Raw genomic sequence first — 22228 nt, 5'->3', positions numbered from 1 at the left:
CCAGGTTCAATCAAGCCACACACTAAATTCGATGCGGAAGTATATGTACTTTCTAAAGAAGAAGGTGGTCGTCATACTCCATTCCTTAACGGTTACCGTCCACAGTTCTACTTCCGTACAACTGACGTAACTGGCGCAATCAAGTTACAAGACGGCGTTGAAATGGTAATGCCAGGTGATAACGTTGAAATGTCAGTAGAGTTAATCCACCCAATCGCAATGGACCCAGGTCTACGTTTTGCGATCCGTGAAGGTGGTCGTACTGTAGGTGCTGGTGTTGTTGCTAAAGTAACTGCATAAGCCTCTAAGGTAATAAAAAAACACCCCATCGGGGTGTTTTTTTATGTCTATTGTTTGACAATTTGTCTGTAAGAGTGTCCTAAACTGATACTTAGCTGTCCTAAACTGCACTTAATTGATACGAATAAAACCGTAATATAAAACTCAAGAAAATGAACAAAAGTATCTAAGTGGAGAGATTCCACAGAAGGAGTGGGCAGCATGAATGCTAAAGTAAATATTTCAAATCGTGCAGGTGCGAGTTTTCCAGTACGTCGTATGAACTTTGATTTCGATCAAGTACCAGAGTATTGGATGGACGGTTCAGCCGGTCTTACACACTTTATGACAGCATTGTCAGCACTATTCCCTGACGGTGAAAAATTATTTATCGATGCTGTACGTGCTGTACGTTATTACCCAGCAATTAAAGATAATGCAGAATTACAAAAAGAAATTAGTGCATTTATTGGTCAAGAAGCAATGCACACCCAAGAGCATGTAAATTTCAATGCTTCTGCGCAAAAATATGGTCATGATGTACGTTCTTTGGAACAGATTACGGGACGCTATATTCAATTTGCATTGAATAATTTTTCAAAAATCGTAAAACCTTTTGGTATGACGCGTGAAATGGTCGACCTAACAGCAACGACAGCATTAGAGCATTTTACTGCGACGATTGCCTCAGAATTATTGCGCAACAAGCATATCCAAGATTTGATGACAGATGACACAATGTCGTATATGTGGTTCTGGCATGCCGTTGAAGAAAATGAGCATAAAGCAGTTGCTTATGATGTATACGAGGGCGTATTTGGAACTGGGCTTAAGGCATATAGCTTAAGAACGACTGCACTTGTATTCGCGATGGCTCTAATTTTTATCCTACAATCTTATTTTACTTTGCGCTTGTTGCAACAAGATAAAAAGCTAAATCTAAAAGAGCTAGGGATGATCTATAAATATGGTTATAGTCCTTCTAAAGGGATCATTACAGGTATGGCAGGTGAAATGTTGGCATATTTTAAACCGCGCTTTCATCCAAATGATTTAGATACAGTTCAACTATTAAAAGACTGGAAAGCTAAACTTGGTTTTTAAGTTGTGAACGCGTTTAAAAACTAATTGTTAAAAAAAAGGAGCAAGCATTTGCTCCTTTTTTATGCTTTAAAACAACGCTCTTTACAATAATTAGATGTCCTAAGATGATGCTTTTATGACCTTATTTGCACTTATTTCACGCATAGAAAAGGGCGTATAAATAGAAGATAGATGAATTTTTAAAATAAATAAGTATCTTTAAGGAGAAGAAGGTATGAATGCTAAAGTCAATATTTCAAACCGAGCTGGTGCTAGTTTCCCTGTACGAAGAATGGATTTTGAGTTTGGTGAAGTACCTCGCTACTGGGCAAATGGTGATGCTGCTTTAACGCATTTTATGACCGCTTTGTCAGCACTATTTCCTGAAGGGGAACAATTCTTCGTAAATAGTACGAGAGCAGTGCGAAATGATCCAAAGCTTGCCGATCCAAGATTACAAAGAGAAATCAGCGCCTTTATTGGTCAAGAAGCGATGCATTCAAAAGAGCACTTGGCTTTTAATGCTTCAGCTGAAGCTTATGGATATGGTGTGCGCAAAATGGAAGATCAGACCGGGCGATTAATTAATCGTGCTGTGGGTATTACATCTAGACTTTTAAAACCATTTGGCTTTACTAAAGAAATGATTGGTTTAACTGGCACCTGCGCACTGGAACATTTTACTTCTACGATTGCTGAGGAATTACTGAGTAATCCAGATATTCAGTCGATGTTCATGGATGAAACCATGTATCACTTATGGATGTGGCATGCGGTTGAGGAAAATGAACATAAAGCAGTCGCTTTTGATGTTTATGAAGCCATGTATGGACAAGGAGCGAAAGCTTATTTCATGCGGTCATTGGCACTTGTCATTGCAATGGGTTTAATCTTTATTACTCAGTCGTACTTCACTGCGAAATTATTGCAAACTGATGGCAAGCTTACATGGCGTGACACCAAGTATATGATTAATTTTATGTATGGTTATAAAGGTTTTATGACGCGCCAAATCCCAACGTTACTTTCATTTTTGAGACCGAAGTTTCATCCAAATGATGATGATACTACAGCCCTTTTGAATAAGTGGCGTGCTGAATTGGGCTTTAATGCAAATTAATACAGGTGGGCAATGAAAGTTGCCCATTTTTTTGTTCTCATTTTGCTTTAAATTGCTGATAATCTGCATCAATCATTTATAGGTGCGATATTGTGATTCGATTGATGCAGGAAAAAGATTTGGATAATGTTGCGGCAATTGAGTGTCTTGTTCAAACGCATCCTTGGTCTAAACAACAGTTTCAAGAATCTTTAGAATCTTATCAATGCACAGTGTGTGAGCATAATCATCAGGTTGTCGGGTTTTGTATTTTGCAGCCTGTGCTTGATGAAGCAAATCTATTATTGATGGCGATTCATCCTAATCAGCAAGGAAAGGGCTTAGGTTATGAATTACTGGATTATTCAATTCAACAATTAAAAAATAATCCGATTCAAATTTTTTTAGAAGTACGCGAAAGTAATACTGCTGCGATTCATTTATACGAAAAAGCAGGATTTCATCAAATTGATTTACGCAAAAACTATTATCCAAACTCAGATGGATCAAGAGAGCATGCTGTGATTATGGTCAAAACATGCACTGATGATTTTGCAGCGTTATTTAATAATTAAATTATTCCACTCAGAGGGCAATGTGCTCATCAAAGAGTTTCCGAGTTGATGAATTTCTTTTTCTGAAAGTGGACGATTGAGTCTTCGCCATTGTCCATCAAGTAATAACTCAAGTGGCGTATATTGCGATTTATAATTCATTTTGGATGAATGTGGCACCCAATAGCCTAGATATAAATACTCTAGATTTAGGGTTTTAACATATTCAATTTGCTTGAGAATTGCAAAAACACCTAAAGAACGACGTTGTTCATCTGGATCAAAGAAAGTATAAACAGCTGAAAGCCCATCATCCATCAAATCACACGTTGAAACTGCAATTAATTTTTCATTTTCCCAAAGCTCAATGAAGAAACTTTCAGTACAACTGTGGACTAAGAACTTTTCAAATTGGTCGAGACTTGCAGGATACATATCACCATCGGCATGACGTTCATTGATATAGCGTTCATACAAATCATAATGTTCTTGAGTAGCCTTTGATGTTGGCAAGATACTCATTCTTAAATCTTGATTACGTCGCCAAGCTTTTTTTTGGCTACTGTTCATCTGGAATTCTTGTACAGGTACTCGGCACGATAAACATTGACGACATAGATGGCATTCGGGGCGATAAACAAAGTCTCCACTACGTCGGAAACCGACACGCGATAGCTCAGATAATGTCACCACATCAATGCGATGAATCGGGTCTAAAAACACCATTCGCGCAGACTTGTTTTCTAGATAGCTACAGTCATGCGGTGGCGTAATATAATACTGTAAGTCATTTAAAAGGGACTTGGGTTGGTATGATTTCATTAATCTGTCCCTCCAAGGCGTTAATCCATTAACCGTTTAATTTTGCACAAAGTGCTATTGTTTTACTTGAAAATACACGTTCTTGATAATTTTTCCAATTGATAGAGGGGGCAATAATTACATCTTGTAACGATTTTAGGTAGGCTTGGCGAGAAAGTGTACTAGCACCAAGGCTTATCAGATGCTCATTCACTAATTGACAGTCGATCCAAGGGAGCTGATTTTCTTGTCCTATTAACATTAGGGAATAAAATGCCATTTTAGAGACATCGGTTTCGGTGCTAAACATGGATTCACCAAAACAGCCTTTGCCGATGGTGACACCATATAGGCCACCTACCAGTTTATCTTGCTGCCAGACTTCGACACTATATGCATAGCCTGCTGCAAATAAGGCGGTATAACCTTCAATAATATCTTCACTAATCCATGTTTCATCTGCATAACTACGGGGTAAAGAACAAGATCTGATGACATCTTCAAAGGCTTGATTAATCGTAATGCGATAATCATATTTCTTCATGTTACGAATTAGAGACTTGCTTGGTTTATAAGCTTTTGGGTCAATAATGCAGCGTGGTTCAGGACTCCACCAACAAATCGGTTCATCTTGGTTAAACCACGGAAAAAGTCCATGTGTATAGGCTTCAAATAGTGTTGAAGGGGAGAGGTCTGCACCGATGCAAATAAAACCATGTCCTTCAGGATCTGCTTCAATAGGATCTGGAAAAATATATTGTGAGGGAGGGAATTGTTGCATAGTACGAAAATTCAATAGGACTGATTCTAAGCTAACTGAACTAACATAGAATGGCAATCAACCTCGATCGCCATTCCAACATCGAATTATTCAAATAGACGAAGTTGTTTGGCGATGTGCAATTTCTTGCTATCTAAAAAATATTGTGCTTTTTCTTGGATAATGGTGAGGCTTTCATTTTTGTCAGCGACAGCATTTCCTTTTTTGTCTAATACCAACCATCCAAGTTGATGGATGACATCTTGAACGTAATAAGCAAAATCTGTAGCAGTATTCAGCCCATCAATGAAATGTGCACGATAAAATAATTGATGGAAATGTTCGGTCGGAATACCGATACCCGTTAATGGACTAATGAGAGCACCATAATTTTGATGGAAGCTTGCTTGACTGAGTAAATAATGGTTTAGCTTATGGCAACGCTGTAAAACTTGATCATTAGGTGCTAAGTTTTGGCAAGGTTGAGCTAAGCCTAAATGACAGAGAATGACGAGAGCATTTAAGATTTGGGCATAATTTAATTGCTTAAGGCCTTGTTCTAGTTCAGCAATCGTAATTGCTTCATATTTTCTTTCAGCAAACATTTCACCTATAGGAAGATAAATTTCTTCGATTAAATTAAAGGTTCCTAATAAACCATTAATGCTTGTCGGAAGTTGCTCTTTAGCTGTCAATAAAACAAAAGCAGTTTTACGAAGTTTTTCTTGAGCTTGTAGTGGTGTTAAGTTGTTTTTTCCACGAATAAACAGATCGCGGCGAAATTGAGTATTGGCGAAGTAATCACGACATTGTTCTTTAAAAATAGGGTGCTCAATTGCATTTAAGAATGCTTGATGTTGCTCTGAAAAGTTAATGTTGTCTAAATGCGTATTCAAGTCTGTAGAACCAGCATAAGAAAGTTTGATTTCATCTAAAATCCTAACCACTTGCTGAAAAGAAAAGCATTGCCAATCTTGGTTTAAATATTCATGGATAAGATAATTCGGATTTTGTTGTTTTAGATCTGCGACTTTTTGTACGGCATTTGGATTGCGCTGGGCGAAAATAGGATTTTGCTGTAATAGGTTTTCGCTGAAATTAAGTGCTTCATTGACCTTTTGCAGTGGGTTGGTACTTTTACTATTAAATTTAAAATGGCTATGAAATAGTTCTCGAATAGGCATATTCGCGGCCCATCCAGTAACGCAGTTATAGCTGATATAAACGATGCCGTTCGGCTTTAGAAATTTACGAATAAATTTCAAAATGATGTGCTGGTTTTCATAGCTAATCCAACTCCAGATACCATGCAAACTGATTGAGTCAAACATAGGTAAGTCATGTCGGTTAAGCAGTTCTTCAAAGCTATCATCATAAAAATAATGTTCGGTCTTGCTCTGTTCCGCTAGTTGATTGGCATGTGCTGCATGTGCTGGATTAAAGTCCGTACCATAAAAGTTTGCAATGTTACTAGCAGCATGAATATTAATACTGACTCCTTGTCCAAAGCCTAATTCACAATGTGTTTGATTCTCTTGGAAATCTGGGCTTTCAATTCCATTGAGTAATAAACAGAACTTTTGAAAATTGGGGCTGAGATCTCGATAATATCCGTAGGTATAATTAACTTCAGTTTGATAACCATTGGTCCAAGTTGTTGTCATTTATGTTTTCCAATTTTTTGTTTAAAAATACGTCATTTTTTTGATTATGCTTAATTTAATAAAAAAAGCCACCACATCGGTGGCTTTTTTACTTTTAGATAATTAATTTAAATTATCAAGATATTTCTCAGCATCTAGTGCTGCCATACAGCCTGAACCTGCTGATGTGATCGCTTGGCGGTAAACGCTATCGGCAACATCACCTGCTGCAAATACACCTTCAATAGAAGCTGCTGTAGCATTGCCCGCTGTTCCGCTATGGACTTGAATATATCCATCACGTAAATTGAGCTGACCATCAAACATGCTTGTATTTGGTTTATGGCCAATTGCAACAAATAGCCCCTGTACCTGAACATCCTGTGTACTAGCATCTTGAGTTGATTTGATGCGCACAGAAGTTACACCTGTTTTATCACCAAGAACTTCATCAACTTGATGATTCCAAATAATACTGATTTTGCCTTCTTTCTCTTTAGCAAAGAGATGGTCTTGTAAGATTTTCTCAGAACGTAATGTATCGCGACGGTGAACTAAAGTCACATGTGCAGCGATATTCGAAAGATAGAGTGCTTCTTCAACGGCCGTATTACCACCACCGACAACCATTACATTTTGGTTTTTGTAGAAGAAACCATCACAAGTCGCACAAGCGCTTACACCTTGACCCATAAAGGCAGCTTCAGATTCAAGACCTAAATATTGTGCAGTTGCACCTGTTGCAATAATCAACGCATCACATGTGTACTCTTCCATATCACCTTTTAAGACAAATGGGCGAGTTTTTAAGTCTACTTCATTGATATGATCGTAAACGATTTCTGTACCGAAACGTTCTGCATGAGCTTGCATACGTTCCATAAGCACAGGACCAGTTAATCCTTCAGGGTCGCCTGGCCAGTTATCAACTTCAGTTGTCGTTGTTAATTGACCACCAAGTTGTAAACCTGCAATCAGTGTAGGCTTTAAATTTGCACGAGCAGCATATACCGCCGCGCTGTAGCCTGCAGGTCCAGAGCCCAAAATAATTAACCGTGAGTGACGAGCGCTCATTAAAGAACATCCTTTTTATATTGAAACTGGTAAAATTATACGTGAAACCACAGGGGAGTGGGTTAAATCCATCAGGATAATATTGATTAACTCAATCGAATTGGGCTATATCAAGGCTGGATGTTAACAACAACAGTAAACAATCGTGCATCTTTTTTGTAAGAACGAGTGCATAATATTAAACTTATTGATTAAGGTGGCTTAGACCTTAAAAAATAGACAAACAAATAACGAATTGGGTTACAGGACAGTATATGACTGCGGTGTCAAGTGTTTATGCACAACGCTTTTTAATGACATTATTTTTGATTTCTTTTGGCATTTATCTATTTCTTGCCACAGTAACCTACACACCTTTTGATCCGGGTTGGATGCATATATCAAGTGATACACAACAGGTGTCAAATGCAAGTGGTGTGGCAGGGGCGTGGATCGCAGATTTATTGTTTGGCTTTTTGGGATGGGCAAGTTTACTGATTCCACTATTTCTGTTTATCGAAGCAGTACAAGTGTGGTGGCCAAGAAGTTTTCTAAATCGTCCATTTCGTTATGCAGCTCAATTTTTCTTAATTCTTTCTTTGTCTAGCTTGTTCTACTTACATTGGAGTATGCCAGCCGATACTTTAGAAAATGCGGCAGGTGGGATCATTGGTTTTGAACTTGGTCAAAGCCTTAGCCAATTATTGACAATTTACGGCGCAACGCTGTTCTTATTAGCATTTAGTATTTTATTAGTCACTTTGGCATTTGGAATCCAATGGAATAAAACATGGGTAACGTTGAAAAATACACCCGCGTACCTGCAAGATTTATTTTATAAAAATATTCCTCAGCAAGAATCTGCTTATGACTTGACTGAGCAATTAACAGCAGCAGATACACCCGCAATAAAAAATAAGCAGAAAGCCCAAGAACAAACTGCTGGTGTAGCCAACGATCAATTTAAAGCGCTTGAAGAACCTGTTAAGGCATCAAAACATGATGATCATCATCAACAATTAGCTGAAAAGTTGTTTGCTGATGTTATTGCGAAAGAGCAGCAAAGTAATCAACCTCAAGAAACTCAGTCAACAGAAGATTTTGAAGAGACTTTACAACGTGCTCATCAGTTTGAGACTGAAAGCCAACGTCTGATTCAAACAGGCGAAGTTTGGCGTGCACTTCAACACGATGATGCGAGTCATAAACAAGAGATTGATGCGTTGCTACGTGCTGCGGATGATTCAGTAAATCCATCAACGCAATATGCTCATCCTTCGCAAACTGAATCTAAAGCAGAGCAAGCTGCTCATAGTCATTTAGATTGGAATGATGATCAGATTTTTGATGAGTTACTTGCAGCAGTTCCAAATAGTAAAACTGCGACAGATGTACATACGCCTTTTACTCAAGAAGTACAACCAAGCACAAATATTGTCAGTGAAGTTGAAGCATTACATTTAGAATCCTTTAATGAAGTGCCTCAACAACCTGCATCTGAGTTTACACATACAGTTGAGACTCAACCACAAGTCAATTCACCTAAAAACTCTGCATCAGATGAATTAGCTAGCTTTGATGACTTTAATGATCTCTTGGTTGATGATGAGCCGCAAAAAGTTAGTCCTCAAACCACCAGCTATGCTCAAACTTCTGCATTTGTAAAAGCACCAATCGAAGTCGCTGCACCAAAAGAAGCTTTATCTAAAGAAGCATTTATCGAAGCTTGGCAAGAGACTGCTGGTAAAGCTGAACCTGATCTGGATATTGAGGAAGACTTTGATTTAGATGCTCCGTTAACAGATGCATTTGGTCGTCCAATGTCGCGCGCAATGCAAGTTGCACAAAAACGTCGTGATCTACCAACTTTACCGGGTTTAGAGTTGCTTGATGAAGTTGATCCAAACAAGAAAGTGAATTTTACGGCTGAGCAATTAGCACGGTTGTCTGAACTTTTAGAAATTAAATTACAGGAATTTAATGTTAAAGCTCAAGTTGTAGAGGCTCAACCAGGACCAGTTGTAACACGTTTTGAACTGGATCTTGCGCCAGGTGTAAAAGCATCTAAAGTGACGAATATTTCTCGTGATTTAGCTCGCTCAATGTCAATGGCATCTGTACGTGTGGTTGAGGTTATCGCTGGTAAACCGTATATCGGTATCGAAGTACCGAATAGTAGCCGTGAAATGGTTCGCTTGATTGAGTTACTCAAAACACCTGCATTTGAAGATCCAGCAGGCTTGCTCTCAATGGCGATGGGCAAAGATATTTCAGGCAATCCTGTGATTACAGATCTCGGCAAAGCACCGCATATGTTGGTTGCTGGTACGACAGGTTCTGGTAAATCAGTTGCAGTCAACTCGATGATTTTATCGATGTTATTGAAATATACCCCAGATCAATTACGTCTCATTTTAATTGATCCTAAGCAACTTGAATTAGCAAACTATAACGATATTCCACATTTATTAACGCCAGTTGTAACTGATATGAAAGATGCAGTGAGTGCATTGAACTGGTGTGTCAATGAGATGGAGCGTCGTTATAAGCTGATGTCATTCTTAAAAATTCGTAAGCTTAGTGACTATAACCGCAAGGTAGAAGAAGCGATTGCGAATGGCGAGGATTTGATTGATCCAACATGGAAAGCAAGTGATTCAGTAGTGGGTGAGCGTGCACCACGTTTAACACCATTGCCTTCAATTGTGATTGTGGCAGACGAGTTTGCCGATATGATCATGCAAGTTGGTAAAAAAGCTGAAGAAATGATCACGCGATTAGCACAGAAATCTCGTGCTGCGGGAATTCACTTATTACTTGCAACGCAACGTCCATCGGTTGATGTGATTACAGGTCTGATTAAAGCTAACATTCCAACTCGTGTTGCATTGCGTGTGAATAGTAAAATTGACTCGCGTACCATCTTGGATGCGGGTGGAGCAGAAGACTTGCTTGGTCATGGTGATATGTTATTCCTTGGGCCAGGAAAAATTGAACCTGAACGTGTACATGGTGCTTTTATCAGTGACGACGAAGTCAACCGTATTTGTGATGCGTGGCGTGAGCGTGGTGAACCTAACTATGTTGATGAAATCTTAACGCCATATGATGAAGAACCAACTTCTCGTGGTTTTGAGGATGGTGATGGTGATCCAAGTCGTGATGCGCTGTATGATCAGTGTGTAGCATTTGTACTCGAAACTCGTAAAGCATCTACATCCTCTTTACAGCGTAAATTTAGCTTAGGATATAACCGTGCTGCACGTATCATTGATCAGATGGAAGAGAATGGTATCGTGAGTTCAATGGGGGCGAACGGTAAACGCGAGATTCTCGTTTAATAAGAATAGTGTATGAATAAAGCCTCTATTTAGAGGCTTTATTGCTATATATTTATCAATTTTATATGGTAATAATCACGCTTTTTATTTAAGCTTATCTTTCAAAAACTCAAGTTGAAGGGTGAGCCATGTTAGTCGCATTATGTACACTAATTTTTATTCATTTTTGTGCGCTCATCACCCCGGGTCCAGATTTCTTTTTAGTTTCTCAGACTGCGATTAGTCGTTCTCGTAAAGATGCTGTACTTGTTGCACTTGGCATTTGTTTAGGCGCAATGGTGTGGTCACTTCTAGCATTAATGGGTCTTAATATTATTTTTGAAAAAATGGCTTGGTTGAAGCAAGGGCTTTTAATTGCGGGTGGTCTCTATCTATGCTGGTTAGGTTATCAGATGCTCCGTTCGGCATTTTCAAAAGGTGAGCAGACTGTAAAACAAATGGTATTACCACAGTCGCCTTATTTGTTTTTTATGAAAGGTTTATTGACGAACTTATCAAATCCAAAAGCGGTCATTTATTTTGGCAGTGTATTCTCATTATTCCTTGCAAACCCACTGTTTGATCAACATCATTCATTACTCTTTATTATCATCGCTGTAGAAACCTTGTTATGGTTTTTGGTGGTTGCTTTTGTATTTTCATTACCTACATTTAGAGCTGCTTATCAAAACTTTGCAAAATGGATTGATGGCGTCTCTGGCGGGATATTTACTTTATTGGGTGTATATCTAATCGGTAGCCGATAATTTAAACAAAAAAGCCTGCACGATGCAGGCTTTTTTGATGGAATTAAATTAAGCAAATTTTGCTAAAACTTCTAAGAATCCATCTTTTTGACGAGGGAACTGTGCAATAACATCATGGATGCGTTGGCCTTCAGGATTTGTTGCATTCAGATCACGGCCATCCGCTAAGAATTTTGTTAATAAACGTTCATAGTCATTTGGACGCATATGTTTAAATGCATGGTAAAGCACATGAAAGTCAGCATTGACGCCAGTTGGAGGAAGTTGGTTGAGATAGGCAAACACACGCTCATCTGACCATTCTTCGTTGAAAGTTGCTGGCTGTGATAATGCCATGACAATCTCCTCTGTCTTATAAAATAATAAAGGCAAAATATGAGGCAGGACTAGAAAAGCATCGCTTTTCCCTGCCGCAAGACGAGAAGCTAGGCTTCAAGTAGGGAGGGATTAGAAAAGTAATACTTTTAAAATTCTGCTGTATATTCTGCCTTTATTTACAAAAGTTCGCTAATGAAAAAACTTCTATCGATCTTCAGGTAAATTGATATTCATTTCTAACATTTCGATATTTGCTTCTGAACGAACTTGCATTTGAATATGCTGTTCATCAACACCGCGTACATAACGGCTTACGACCTGCATGATTTCTTTCTTCATTTGGTCAATTTTATCTTGGCTTAGGCGACGACCTAAACCTTGTTCAGATGCAACAATAACTTTTAAGCGATCTTTGGCAGTTTGTGCACTTGATGGTTTTTCATCACTGCTAAAAAGTTTACTCCAGAATCCTGCCATAATTACGCTCCAAATAGTCTAGCTAACCAACCTTTTGGCTGTACTTCAATGTGTCGATATGGGCGGTCTTCGCCAAGGAAGCGAGCCACTAAGTCATCATAGGCTTGTCCAGCTTTAGTCTCTGAATAAAGAATAACTGGCTTACCTTCGTTAGATGCTTGAAGTACGCTCGGACATTCTGGAATAACACCCAATGTCGGCACTCGTAAAATATCTTTCGAAATATCATCAATCGTGAGCATTTCTTGTTTATCAGCACGTTCTGGGTTGAAACGTGTAATACACAAATGCTTACGGATACGACCTTCGTTTTGTTCAACTTTTTTAGTTTTGCTGTCTAGCATACCGATAATACGATCAGAGTCACGAACTGATGAAATCTCAGGGTTCGTTACAATGATTGCTTCATCAGCATGATACATGGCTAAAATAGCACCACGTTCAATACCCGCAGGTGAGTCACAGATTATATAATCAAATTCTTGAGAAAGTTCGTCGATTACGCGTGCCACACCATCATCACTTAACGCATCTTTATCGCGTGTTTGTGAAGCTGGGAGAATGTATAAGTTTTCAATATCTTTATCACGGATCAACGCTTGTTGTAAGCGTGCTTCATTATTAATGACATTTACAAAGTCATAAACTACGCGACGTTCGCAGCCCATGATTAAATCAAGATTTCGTAAACCTACATCGAAGTCAATCACAACAGTCTTATGACCACGTAGGGCTAACCCTGTTGCAAAAGATGCGCTTGTTGTAGTTTTACCTACACCACCTTTGCCTGACGTTACGACAACAATTTTGGCCACCGAATCCACTCCTATTTATGGTCATACGCCCCTAAAAGGGCTTTTTTGGTGTTTAATCTGATAAATTAAAACTGTAAAGCTTCAAATTCAAGCTCTTGCTTGTTATTTAAATAAATATGTACAGACTTTTTGATCATATCTTTTGGAATATCATCTGCTACGCAATAAGTCCCTGCAATAGAGACAAGTTCAGCTTCAAGCGAGTGGCAAAAAATACGCGCTGAAGTATGTCCACCTGCACCTGCAATGACTCTACCACGAGCATTACCATAAATGTGAATATTTCCAGACGCAATCACTTCTGAACCACTATTCATGCCAGCATTTAGGATGATATCGCCTTGATCTTGAACCAAACATTGGCCTGTACGCAAAATCTCATCATGATAAGAGGTGATATGCGTATTCGATGTGTTTTTTTGTGGTGTTTGTATTGCAGAGCTCTCTGAAGGTTTCTCTGCTACATGCTCAACGACTTGCTCTTTAGATGCTTTGATTCTTTGTAGCGGTTGGTCTGCTGGAAGTACAGGGAATTGAATCGCGCGTGCTTGTTCGCCCAAAATACCATCAATCACAGCCATTGGTTGTAAGCCCAAATCAATTAATAGCTGAATTAAGGCAATCAGTTCTTGCTCAACTGTACTATCAATAATAACTAAAGTTCCTAAATAAGAACCTTCGCTGAGTGTGTTGCTAAGTTGCTGGCGGATTGCAGTATGGTCATTTGTGTCGAAAATCAGTCGACTAAAATTCACCATTCTGCCTGTAATCCGTATATCAGCCATAATTTATCCTTCAGGGTTTTTTAAGCGCTCTATTGTGTTAAAGCATGTTGTAAATAAAAGCAAATGCTAGAACAAATTACACGAATTCTCTAGCACGATTGGTAATTTTTCTTGTAATCATTCTGCTTTTTTATCCAATTGATCATGTTCTTCTAACATTTGCTGCCATTGTTTTACTTTTACTTGTTTTCGAATAGCTTCAAGGCTTTCATATACAACGGATTCAACCAATTCTTCCAAGTAATGATTGTCGATATTTAACTCACTCACTTTCTCTGCAATCAGCTGATAACTTTCATTTGGTTTTTGTGGTGAACCTGCGATAAATGGTTCAATTAAACCAGCGCTAATATTTTCACCTAAGCGTTGTCCTATACTTTGAATTTGTTGTTCGATGCGCCCACCAACAATCGGAATTAGACGCAATAATTGGGTAAGTTCAGGCGTATCCTCAATGGCTTGATTCACAATCAGGCCGACTTTTTGCTTAATTGCAGGTTCTTGTTGTTGTAATGCGACAGCAAGCGACTCTTGCAACATCGAAGCGAGTGTTATTGTGAATAATTGTCGATGATGATCTACTAAGTCATGAATAATCTTTTTATGACTTGAACTTGTATCCAGCTCATGTCGAATACCATCAATCACGGTAATCACAACACGATCGGAAAGCTCTTCCATTACGACACGATAGTAAAAGAGTGCTTTGATTCGAAGATTGTCAGGAACAACTTTATAACCCAGCTCGTGTAGTCGATAAGCAATAATACCAGCGCGGAATAAACGTAAAAAACGGAAATGCGGAATAATCGCAATGATCTCGTACCAGTGAATAAAAGGGAAGAACCACCAACGCGCATGATGCTTTTGGACAATTGCAAGAAACCAACGTACGGCAAGCTCAGCAATTAAAAAGATAATAAACCACGCTTCTGTGATGATGACCCACGGATGTAAGTGTGTACGATAAAACTCAAGAACACTTGGGAGCTGGATGGTATTAAAAAACCACGCTCCAATATTGCTCATGAGAAAGAAGTTCATGCCCAAACAGAACAGGTTAAAAACAATAATAAAGACCATGAAAATGTCATAGACAAGGAACAGTTTAAAAAACTTACTGCTCGGATTTACATAGTTATATTTAGAGTTTTGATCAGAGTCCTGCTGGGCCATACTTCTATTTAATCCCTTAATAAATTACTGGTTGTATCTGGATTTCATACGAGTAATGAGTTGATCTTTTTCAGTCCAGATTTGATCTACCCACTTTTGGAACCGTTCACGATAAACTGGATCGTCTTCGTAATTACCACCGAGAACCCAATCTGGAATATCAATTTTACGTAAATCGACAGCAATATCTGATACGCCACCTAACCAAAAATCGCCATAACCTGGTGCACCATTTGGATAAACAATGGTCATATCAACGAGAGAATCGATTTTATCTCCCAAGATATTCAATGCCAAGGCCAATCCACCAGCTTTAGGTTTTAATAAGTTTTGATATGGCGATTGCTGTTGAGCATGCTTTTCAGGTGTAAAGCGTGTTCCTTCTAAATAGTTTAATAAAGTAAAAGGTTGGCTTAATAGCTGTTCACAAGCTTTGCGTGCTTCGAGCATATCACGATGCTTAAGTTCTGGATTCTTTGCAATTTGAGCCTTGGTATGACGTTTCATCATTGGGAAGCCCAAAATCTTGAAGGCTTGCCCTACAAAAGGAATAAAAATAAGTTCCCATTTGGTGAAGAAACGGGTGAGTGGCATACGTTTTAAACCAAAATATTGATTAACCGTCGTATCGACCCAGCTTTGATGATTACAAATCATCATATAGCGACCTTGTAAATTCAGGTCGAGTTTTTCATCAATCGTAATGTCCCAATTTAGATTTGGTAAGACGTGTTCAATCAATTGATTGTTAATACCAATCCAGCTATTTGCTAACTGGATATTAGTTTCATCGACTTTTTTTGATTTTTTAAAGAATTTAGTGAAGCCCAAAGCTAGAACTGGAGGACCATGCAAAAATGTACTTCCAGTGATCACTGAACTGACGGTGAGTCCTTTGCTTACTTTTTGCAATAAGGACGCTTTTTTATTTGCGTTAGTCATAAATCGAGCCTTGAGTGCAGATGTTTTAATAAAGATGCTCCAACTATAAACAACAGAGATTGAAATACAACTGTATATTTAGAGATGTTGACATTTTTTATATATTTAAATCATTTAAGTGCGATTTTCTGTGCAAAATAAGTGAAAAGTTGATACAGAAATCAGATCTGCCATTTAATTGTTTATTTTGTGACTTAAGTCTCTAAATTCACTTTTAGTTCATAATTGGTCAAACATGGAGGAAGTATGATGATACCTTCAAGTAAAGTGCATCAAAATATTACAAAAATATAAATAAAGTGTTTATTATTAACAAAATATCAATGGTCTAGCGCAAATTTCTACTTCATTATTTACCAAGACAACAAAATACATAGACAGGAGCTACGCAATGCGTGCATTAGTAATTTCAACACTCGTAGGGGCTGGATTGGTACTTTCTGGTTGCCAAACAATGAGCGGTCAGGGTAATGATATTGGTGGTGTTTCATACGACAAATCTGCTTTAGGTGCATTAATTGGTGCAGCAGCAGGTTATGGTGTATCTAAGGGTATTAACAACGGTAGCAGCAGCCAAAATAACCGTGCGATTGCAATTGGTGCGATTCTTGGTGGTGCGAGCGGTTTATATCTCGATAACAAAGAGAAAAAATTACGTGAGCAAATGGCAGGTACTGGCGTTGATGTAGGCCGTAATCCAGATGGTTCTGTTCAATTGATTATGCCTGGTAGCATTACATTTGATACTAACAAATCAAATATCAAACCTAACTTCTACGGCACTTTAAACAAAGTTGCACAAGTTTTAGCTGAAGATAACAAGAGCGCGATTCTTGTAACAGGTTATACAGATAATACTGGTAATGACTCAATCAACATTCCATTATCTCAAGCGCGTGCTCAGTCAGTTAAAACGTATTTAGCTGGTCAAGGCATTTCGAGCAGCCGTATTGATGCGCAAGGTATGGGTTCTTCTAACCCGATCGCTTCTAACGCAACTGCTGCTGGTAAAGAGCAAAACCGCCGTGTTGAAATCAGCATTTATGCAAAACAGTAATTTTTACTGATTTCTAAAAACCACCTTCGGGTGGTTTTTTTATGGCTTTTAGAATCTCGCGACAAACTGTGGCGTAGCAATTGCATAAGACATCATAATTTATACATATCCCAAGATTTACTATTGGGATTCTAAAAAAGAGATGTCTATAATTGTGCTCGAAAAATAAGGCTCGGAAACGAGAGAGGTATTATTAATGTCATCTGCCAGTCAACTCAATGACAAGCAACTTGAAGCCATGAAATATGTTCAGGGGCCATTGTTGGTGCTTGCAGGTGCAGGTTCAGGTAAAACTTCTGTTATTACCCGAAAGATTGCTTTTTTAGTGCAACAGTGTGGTATTCCAGCACATCGTATTACAGCAATGACATTTACGAACAAAGCAGCACGTGAGATGAAAGAGCGTGTTGGTAAATTACTTTCTCGTGAAGAAGCAAAAGGTTTGTCGGTTTCTACTTTCCATACCTTTGGTCTGAATTTATTACGTATAGAACTAAAACATTTACCGCTTAAAAATAATTTTTCGATTCTAGATGCGGATGACTGTAAACGAATCCTGATGGATTTGATGCAACGTGACAATATGTCCGGGGCAGAGAGTAAAGAGCTTATTGCGAAAGCAATGAAGAAAATCTCAGATTGGAAAAATGACTTGGTTGTGCCAGAACAGGCACACTCAACTTGTGAAACTGTTGAAGACGTACAACTTGCACATTTATACCAACTCTATGAGCGCAACTTACGTGCATATAACGCTGTAGACTTTGATGATCTGATCGTGATGCCAACACGTTTACTCCAAGAAAATGCTGAAGTGCGTGATAAGTGGCAGAATCGTGTGCGTTATTTACTGGTCGATGAATATCAAGATACCAACACGGCACAATATACCTTAGTGAAGCTGTTGGTTGGTGTGATGGGGCAGTTTACTGCCGTTGGTGATGATGACCAATCCATTTATGCGTGGCGTGGTGCAAAACCTGAAAATATGGCGTTGTTGAAAGATGATTTCCATAACTTAAAAGTGATTAAGCTTGAACAAAACTATCGTTCAACCAGCCGTATTCTAAAAGCAGCCAATGCTGTTATTGAAAATAATCCACATATTTTTGATAAGAAGCTGTGGAGTGATAAAGGACATGGCGAGACCATTCGCATTATTACTTGTTTAAATGATGATGATGAGGCCGAGCGTGTTGTTAAGGATCTCATCACACATAAATTGATGAATGGGAAAAATTGGAAAGATTATGCGATTTTATATCGTGGTAACTTCCAAGCACGTGTTTTAGAAACACAACTTCGCCAAATGCAAATTCCTTATAAACTTTCTGGCGGGCAATCTTTCTTTGCACGCGCAGAAATTAAAGATGTGATGAGCTATTTACGCTTGATCATCAACCCCGAAGATGACAGTGCATTTTTACGTATTATTAATACGCCAAAACGAGCGATTGGCCCTGTAACGCTTGAAAAGTTGGGGTTATTTGCCCAAGAAAATACTTTGTCGTTATTAACAGCATCTTCGGATCAACGTTTATCGATGGTTTTACCGAAGAAAGCTGCCACACAATTGCATGAGTTCGCAGACTTTATTGCAACATTTACCCGCGAGTTACTTGATGATGATGAACCCGTTCCAAAAGTTCGTCAGATGATCAATGAAGCAGGGTATATCGATTACGTTCGTGAACAAGCTGCGACGCCTGCACAAGAAAAAACCAAAATAGACAATATCGAAAGTTTATACACCAGCATCCAAAACTTATTGAATCGTACAGACGATGTTGACGAGAAGAATATTGAAAGTGTCATTCGTAAACTTGTGTTGTTAGATATGCTTGAACAGCAGCAGGAAGAGGAAGATACCGATAAAGTTAACTTATTAACTTTACATGCTGCGAAAGGGTTGGAATTCCCTTATGTGTATATGATCGGTTTAGAAGAAGAGTTATTACCGCATAAAAACTCAATCGCCTCAGAAACCATCGAGGAAGAGCGTCGATTGATGTATGTGGGGATTACACGTGCGCGACAAGGTTTGACAATTACTTTAGCTGAACAGCGTAAGAATGGTGGTCAAATGCGTCAAATGACACCAAGTCGATTCTTGGATGAGTTGCCACAAGATGAGTTGGAATGGCATGGACGTAAAAAGAAACTTGCGTCAAATGTCGATCCAAAAGAACAAGCTCAGCAATATCTCGCGAATTTAAAAGCTTTATTGAAACGTTAAAAAATTGTAAGTAGGAAGTTGTAATGAAAGTCCAAGTAAAAGTATTAGACAAGCGTTTAGGCCAAGAGTGGGCAATGCCTTCTTATGCAACAAATGGTTCAGCAGGTTTAGATTTACGTGCATGTTTGGATGAGGCGATTGAAATTGCTGCTGGTGAAACGGTTTTAGTTAAAACTGGTTTAGCAATTTATATTGAAGATCCTAATTTTGCTGGTTTAATTTTACCCCGCTCAGGTCTTGGTCATAAACATGGCATTGTGTTAGGTAATTTAGTTGGTTTAATTGACTCTGATTATCAAGGAGAGCTTATGGTTTCTGTTTGGAATCGTGGGCAAAATACCTTTCGTTTAGAACCAGGTGAGCGTTTGGCACAATATGTACTCGTTCCTGTAATACAAGCCGAGTTTGAACAAGTGAATGAGTTTGTTGCGACTGAGCGTGGTGCTGGTGGTTTCGGTCACACAGGAAAACAATAAGTTTATTAAGCTTTTATCTATATCAATGCAATATCTTCCTATGAGATATTGCATTTCTCATATTGATTGTTAACCAAATATATATTAAAAAGCAGCAGATTAATTATTTTAATTTAACTGAATAAGGGTTAATTAATTTCTAAACAATTTTGGTTTTTGAATCATCTATGATTATAAGAAATAGGGGCTTGCTGTGAATATAAAACATACATTTCCTCTGAATATTTTTCGTGCTTATGATATCCGTGGAAAACTTAGCAATTTAACACCTCAAGTGATTTGCTCAATTGCTTATGCATTAGCAGATCAATATAAAAAAAGTGAGCAAGATCATATAGTCATTGGTTATGATGCTCGTCTAACCAGTCCAACGTATGCAAATATCATTCAACAGATATTTGAACAACAAGGAATAGCTGTAACCAATATAGGATGCTGTTCCTCACCAATGATGTATTACATCGCTCGAGATTTTGGTGGTAATGGCATCATGGTGACGGCAAGTCACAATCCAAAATCTGATAATGGGATTAAATGGATTCTAAAAGGAGAGCCACCTTGTCCTGAAATGATTCAACATGTCGGACATCTTGCTCAAATATCTAAGAATCAACTCGATAGTCCTTTAGTTGATGGTTTGCTCCATAAAATCATTCCGCAGTATTGCTTGCAATATCAACATTCTTTACTCAGCGATATTCACCTAACAAGACCATTAAAAGTTGTTTTAGATGGTTTGAATGGCTCTGCTGGGCGATGTGCAAAGCTTGTTTTGGAAAAGTTAGGTTGCGAAGTGATCGCGCTGCGTTGTGAGGCAAATGGGCACTTTCCAGATCATGCACCTGATCCTTCACATGCAGAACATTTATCACAATTAAAAGCAGCTATTCTTTCAGAGAAAGCCGATCTTGGTATTGCCTTAGATGGTGATGGAGATCGAGTGGTTTTATTGGATGAGCTAGCACATATTATTAGTCCTGATCGTTTATTGTCTTTATTTGCCCAGATGTGTTTGCAACAACATCCACATAAAGAAATCGTATTTGATGTGAAATGCTCTCGTATGGTCGCTGATACAGTTCAGCAGCTTGAGGGACAAGCGAAAATGATCCGAACAGGTAGTAGTTTTTTACGCGCGTATTTATCGCAGTCGCAAGGTGAAGCTGTATTTGGCGGTGAATATGCAGGGCATTATGTGTTTAACGATGGGCGCGGTTATGGCTATGACGATGGATTATATGCTGCGTTACGTGTTATGGAGTATTTGACTCAATCTGATGCTAAAAGCTTAGCCGAGTTACTCTCAGTTTACCCGGAAAGATACTGTACCGAAGACACATATATCAGCACGCATCATATCAATCCAAAGCAAGTTTTGAGTGACGTTGAAATTTTAAGTCATCGTTTAGGTGCTCGTATCAGTAAAATCGATGGTGTAAGACTTGATTTTGATGATGGTTTTGGCATTATTCGAGCATCTAATACTGGCGAGTATTTTACTGTTCGTTTTGATGCAGATCATCCTGACCGCTTAGTTGAAATCCGCCAGAAATTTGTTTCTATGTTGCAACCACAGTATCCATTGATTGCACAAGAACTTGCACAGGCTTAATGAAGGAGAGTCACATGCCACACGAGCATATCGGCATTGATAAAGCAAAAATTTTGATTGAAGCTTTGCCGTATATCCAACGTTTTTCAGGTAAAACGCTGGTTGTAAAATATGGTGGCAATGCAATGACTGATCCTGAGTTAGAAAGCTCTTTTGCTCGTGACATCGTGCTGTTAAAAACAGTGGGCTTAAATCCAATCGTAGTACATGGTGGCGGCCCACAAGTCGATTCATTACTTAAGCGTTTAGGTCAAGAGTCTGACCGTATTGATGGTATGCGTGTTACAGATCAAGCCACGATGGAAGTGGTTGAAATGGTATTAGGCGGTAGCGTCAATAAATCAATCGTTAATTTGATCAATAAACATGGTGGTCGTGCAATTGGTTTAACGGGTAAGGATGGTAATTTACTTCGTGCGCGTAAACTGTTAATGGAAAAACAGGAAGCTGATGGTTCAATTTCGCAAATTGATCTAGGTATGGTGGGTGAGGTTACAGGCGTAAAAACTGATGTATTAGAAATGTTTTCCCAAGGTGATTTTATCCCTGTGATCGCGCCATTAGGTGTCGATGAGGACGGTAATACCTACAACATCAATGCTGACCTTGTCGCGGGTAAAGTTGCTGAAGCATTAGGTGCTGAGAAGCTTATTCTACTTACCAATATCACTGGCGTTTTAGACGAAAATAAAAACCTATTAACAGGTTTAACAACTCAAGAAGTTGATCGTCTAATCGATACAGGTGTGATTTATGGTGGCATGATTCCTAAAGTCGGTTGTGCGCTTGATGCTGTGAAAGGTGGTGTTGTGAGTGCACATATTGTTGATGGTCGTGTGCCACATGCAAGCTTATTAGAAATCTTTACTGATCATGGTGTGGGTACACTCATTACTAATCGTGCAAAACATTAAAACACTATATAAAAAATAAGACCTGCTATATAGCAGGTCTTATTTTTTATATAGTATGATA

At 38.6% G+C, this 22228-nt stretch carries 20 protein-coding genes and 1 pseudogene; 11 read left to right on the top strand and 10 right to left on the bottom strand.

Annotated elements, in window-relative coordinates; translation table 11 throughout:
* The 4 genes and pseudogenes from ACF8D3_RS11535 to rimI all read left to right on the top strand — a co-directional run.
* Window positions 1–300, top strand: a pseudogene (locus ACF8D3_RS11535) (elongation factor Tu); the annotation flags it as partial.
* Between the two features lie 201 nt (window positions 301–501).
* Window positions 502–1383: a metal-dependent hydrolase gene (locus tag ACF8D3_RS11530; RefSeq protein ID WP_007481212.1), complete on the top strand. Its 882-nt coding sequence runs from the start codon at window positions 502–504 to the stop codon at window positions 1381–1383.
* A gap of 214 nt (window positions 1384–1597) precedes the next feature.
* A complete protein-coding gene (locus tag ACF8D3_RS11525) occupies window positions 1598–2482 on the top strand; it encodes a metal-dependent hydrolase (RefSeq protein ID WP_019385023.1) in 885 nt (294 codons plus the stop codon).
* A gap of 92 nt (window positions 2483–2574) precedes the next feature.
* Complete coding sequence (gene rimI / locus ACF8D3_RS11520; protein ID WP_392471609.1) at window positions 2575–3036, top strand: ribosomal protein S18-alanine N-acetyltransferase; 462 nt, start codon at window positions 2575–2577, stop codon at window positions 3034–3036.
* Here the strand turns inward: rimI and ACF8D3_RS11515 are convergent.
* The 4 genes from ACF8D3_RS11515 to trxB form a co-directional block, all read right to left on the bottom strand.
* The gene (locus tag ACF8D3_RS11515) at window positions 3022–3837 is read right to left on the bottom strand and encodes an arginyltransferase (protein ID WP_061518922.1); all 816 of its coding nucleotides are present in this window, start codon (window positions 3835–3837) and stop codon (window positions 3022–3024) included. The two genes, rimI and ACF8D3_RS11515, sit on opposite strands and share 15 nt — an antisense overlap.
* Before the next feature lie 28 nt (window positions 3838–3865).
* Window positions 3866–4597, bottom strand: a complete 732-nt coding sequence (gene aat, locus ACF8D3_RS11510; RefSeq protein WP_392471607.1) for a leucyl/phenylalanyl-tRNA--protein transferase — start codon at window positions 4595–4597, stop codon at window positions 3866–3868.
* Between the two features lie 86 nt (window positions 4598–4683).
* A complete protein-coding gene (locus tag ACF8D3_RS11505) occupies window positions 4684–6240 on the bottom strand; it encodes a class I SAM-dependent methyltransferase (protein WP_392471605.1) in 1557 nt (518 codons plus the stop codon).
* 102 nt (window positions 6241–6342) lie between these two features.
* The gene (gene trxB, locus ACF8D3_RS11500; RefSeq protein ID WP_004881084.1) at window positions 6343–7293 is read right to left on the bottom strand and encodes a thioredoxin-disulfide reductase; all 951 of its coding nucleotides are present in this window, start codon (window positions 7291–7293) and stop codon (window positions 6343–6345) included.
* Window positions 7294–7547: 254 nt separating this feature from the next.
* On the opposite strand from trxB, the gene ACF8D3_RS11495 reads away from it, so the two are divergent.
* Both ACF8D3_RS11495 and rhtC read left to right on the top strand, forming a co-directional pair.
* On the top strand, window positions 7548–10613 hold the full coding sequence (locus ACF8D3_RS11495) for a DNA translocase FtsK (RefSeq protein WP_392471602.1): 3066 nt from the start codon (window positions 7548–7550) through the stop codon (window positions 10611–10613).
* Between the two features lie 128 nt (window positions 10614–10741).
* Window positions 10742–11359 (top strand): threonine export protein RhtC, encoded by a 618-nt coding sequence (rhtC, locus tag ACF8D3_RS11490; RefSeq protein WP_004881080.1) that lies wholly within the window; start codon window positions 10742–10744, stop codon window positions 11357–11359.
* 48 nt (window positions 11360–11407) lie between these two features.
* On the opposite strand, the gene ACF8D3_RS11485 is transcribed toward rhtC, so the two are convergent.
* The 6 genes from ACF8D3_RS11485 to ACF8D3_RS11460 all read right to left on the bottom strand — a co-directional run bounded on the left by ACF8D3_RS11485 (window position 11408) and on the right by ACF8D3_RS11460 (window position 15872).
* Complete coding sequence (locus tag ACF8D3_RS11485) at window positions 11408–11695, bottom strand: PA4642 family protein (protein WP_007481225.1); 288 nt, start codon at window positions 11693–11695, stop codon at window positions 11408–11410.
* A gap of 186 nt (window positions 11696–11881) precedes the next feature.
* Window positions 11882–12154 carry a cell division topological specificity factor MinE gene (minE, locus tag ACF8D3_RS11480; RefSeq protein WP_004663449.1) on the bottom strand — a complete coding sequence of 91 codons (273 nt, stop codon included), beginning with the start codon at window positions 12152–12154 and terminating at the stop codon, window positions 11882–11884.
* Between the two features lie 2 nt (window positions 12155–12156).
* Window positions 12157–12969: a septum site-determining protein MinD gene (minD, locus tag ACF8D3_RS11475; RefSeq protein WP_004881075.1), complete on the bottom strand. Its 813-nt coding sequence runs from the start codon at window positions 12967–12969 to the stop codon at window positions 12157–12159.
* Between the two features lie 65 nt (window positions 12970–13034).
* The gene (minC, locus tag ACF8D3_RS11470; RefSeq protein ID WP_392471600.1) at window positions 13035–13754 is read right to left on the bottom strand and encodes a septum site-determining protein MinC; all 720 of its coding nucleotides are present in this window, start codon (window positions 13752–13754) and stop codon (window positions 13035–13037) included.
* A gap of 117 nt (window positions 13755–13871) precedes the next feature.
* Window positions 13872–14930 carry a hypothetical protein gene (locus ACF8D3_RS11465; RefSeq protein ID WP_007481231.1) on the bottom strand — a complete coding sequence of 353 codons (1059 nt, stop codon included), beginning with the start codon at window positions 14928–14930 and terminating at the stop codon, window positions 13872–13874.
* A 24-nt stretch (window positions 14931–14954) separates the two neighbouring features.
* Window positions 14955–15872 (bottom strand): acyltransferase, encoded by a 918-nt coding sequence (locus ACF8D3_RS11460; protein WP_007481233.1) that lies wholly within the window; start codon window positions 15870–15872, stop codon window positions 14955–14957.
* Between the two features lie 391 nt (window positions 15873–16263).
* On the opposite strand from ACF8D3_RS11460, the gene ACF8D3_RS11455 reads away from it, so the two are divergent.
* The 5 genes from ACF8D3_RS11455 to argB all read left to right on the top strand — a co-directional run bounded on the left by ACF8D3_RS11455 (window position 16264) and on the right by argB (window position 22167).
* Window positions 16264–16929 (top strand): OmpA family protein, encoded by a 666-nt coding sequence (locus ACF8D3_RS11455; protein WP_004881069.1) that lies wholly within the window; start codon window positions 16264–16266, stop codon window positions 16927–16929.
* A 196-nt stretch (window positions 16930–17125) separates the two neighbouring features.
* On the top strand, window positions 17126–19165 hold the full coding sequence (rep, locus tag ACF8D3_RS11450) for a DNA helicase Rep (RefSeq protein WP_023013947.1): 2040 nt from the start codon (window positions 17126–17128) through the stop codon (window positions 19163–19165).
* A 23-nt stretch (window positions 19166–19188) separates the two neighbouring features.
* Window positions 19189–19641 (top strand): dUTP diphosphatase, encoded by a 453-nt coding sequence (dut, locus tag ACF8D3_RS11445; RefSeq protein WP_061516258.1) that lies wholly within the window; start codon window positions 19189–19191, stop codon window positions 19639–19641.
* Window positions 19642–19834: 193 nt separating this feature from the next.
* Entirely contained in the window at window positions 19835–21253 is a 1419-nt protein-coding gene (locus tag ACF8D3_RS11440) for a phosphomannomutase/phosphoglucomutase (protein ID WP_392471597.1), read from the top strand.
* Between the two features lie 14 nt (window positions 21254–21267).
* Complete coding sequence (argB, locus tag ACF8D3_RS11435) at window positions 21268–22167, top strand: acetylglutamate kinase (protein ID WP_061398281.1); 900 nt, start codon at window positions 21268–21270, stop codon at window positions 22165–22167.
* Window positions 22168–22228: the final 61 nt, after the last annotated feature.

The sequence above is a fragment of the Acinetobacter sp. YQ_14 genome, from assembly GCF_043102985.1.
Lineage (GTDB): Bacteria > Pseudomonadota > Gammaproteobacteria > Pseudomonadales > Moraxellaceae > Acinetobacter > Acinetobacter venetianus.
Note: the sequence above shows the minus strand (reverse complement) of the source record. Positions and strands in the feature narration are given on the sequence as shown.

What these genes read in the sequence shown, in the direction of transcription:
- ACF8D3_RS11530 (WP_007481212.1), top strand. Translation starts at nt 502, where the DNA reads ATGAATGCTAAAGTAAATATTTCAAATCGTGCAGGTGCGAGTTTTCCA.
- ACF8D3_RS11525 (WP_019385023.1), top strand. Translation starts at nt 1,598, where the DNA reads ATGAATGCTAAAGTCAATATTTCAAACCGAGCTGGTGCTAGTTTCCCT.
- ACF8D3_RS11515 (WP_061518922.1), bottom strand. Translation starts at nt 3,837, where the DNA reads ATGAAATCATACCAACCCAAGTCCCTTTTAAATGACTTACAGTATTAT.
- aat (WP_392471607.1), bottom strand. Translation starts at nt 4,597, where the DNA reads ATGCAACAATTCCCTCCCTCACAATATATTTTTCCAGATCCTATTGAA.
- ACF8D3_RS11505 (WP_392471605.1), bottom strand. Translation starts at nt 6,240, where the DNA reads ATGACAACAACTTGGACCAATGGTTATCAAACTGAAGTTAATTATACC.
- trxB (WP_004881084.1), bottom strand. Translation starts at nt 7,293, where the DNA reads ATGAGCGCTCGTCACTCACGGTTAATTATTTTGGGCTCTGGACCTGCA.
- ACF8D3_RS11495 (WP_392471602.1), top strand. Translation starts at nt 7,548, where the DNA reads ATGACTGCGGTGTCAAGTGTTTATGCACAACGCTTTTTAATGACATTA.
- rhtC (WP_004881080.1), top strand. Translation starts at nt 10,742, where the DNA reads ATGTTAGTCGCATTATGTACACTAATTTTTATTCATTTTTGTGCGCTC.
- ACF8D3_RS11485 (WP_007481225.1), bottom strand. Translation starts at nt 11,695, where the DNA reads ATGGCATTATCACAGCCAGCAACTTTCAACGAAGAATGGTCAGATGAG.
- minE (WP_004663449.1), bottom strand. Translation starts at nt 12,154, where the DNA reads ATGGCAGGATTCTGGAGTAAACTTTTTAGCAGTGATGAAAAACCATCA.
- minC (WP_392471600.1), bottom strand. Translation starts at nt 13,754, where the DNA reads ATGGCTGATATACGGATTACAGGCAGAATGGTGAATTTTAGTCGACTG.
- ACF8D3_RS11465 (WP_007481231.1), bottom strand. Translation starts at nt 14,930, where the DNA reads ATGGCCCAGCAGGACTCTGATCAAAACTCTAAATATAACTATGTAAAT.
- ACF8D3_RS11460 (WP_007481233.1), bottom strand. Translation starts at nt 15,872, where the DNA reads ATGACTAACGCAAATAAAAAAGCGTCCTTATTGCAAAAAGTAAGCAAA.
- ACF8D3_RS11455 (WP_004881069.1), top strand. Translation starts at nt 16,264, where the DNA reads ATGCGTGCATTAGTAATTTCAACACTCGTAGGGGCTGGATTGGTACTT.
- rep (WP_023013947.1), top strand. Translation starts at nt 17,126, where the DNA reads ATGTCATCTGCCAGTCAACTCAATGACAAGCAACTTGAAGCCATGAAA.
- dut (WP_061516258.1), top strand. Translation starts at nt 19,189, where the DNA reads ATGAAAGTCCAAGTAAAAGTATTAGACAAGCGTTTAGGCCAAGAGTGG.
- argB (WP_061398281.1), top strand. Translation starts at nt 21,268, where the DNA reads ATGCCACACGAGCATATCGGCATTGATAAAGCAAAAATTTTGATTGAA.